Origin of the sequence: Saccharothrix sp. ST-888 (assembly GCF_000955975.1) — a bacterium.
Taxonomy (GTDB): domain Bacteria; phylum Actinomycetota; class Actinomycetes; order Streptomycetales; family Streptomycetaceae; genus Kitasatospora.
Genome location: NZ_JYJF01001081.1, coordinates 1 through 264 on the forward strand (window position 1 = coordinate 1; position 264 = coordinate 264).

1 protein-coding gene is annotated in these 264 nt (G+C 71.2%); it reads left to right on the forward strand.

Annotation, left to right across the window (positions count from 1 at the left end; all coding sequences use genetic code 11):
* Positions 1-264: ketoacyl-synthetase C-terminal extension domain-containing protein (locus UK12_RS35705; RefSeq protein WP_045307389.1), on the forward strand; the 264-nt coding region annotated here is incomplete at both ends.

Sequence of the window (264 nt, forward strand, 5' to 3'; positions counted from 1 at the left end):
GTCTCGCTGCTGACCGAGGCGACGGAGTGGCCGGAGACCGGCCGTCCCCGCCGGGCGGGTATCTCCGCCTTCGGCATCAGCGGTACCAACGCTCACACGCTCCTGGAGCAGGCGCCGGTTGTTGAGGCTGCGGCTGCCGGGGAGACGGTCTCGCCGTCGGTGGTTCCGGTGGTGCTCTCGGCGAAGGGTGAGGTGGCGCTGCGGGCCCAGGCCGAGCGGTTGCTGTCCGCCGGTGATGCCGAACTGGTCGATGTGGCGTACTCG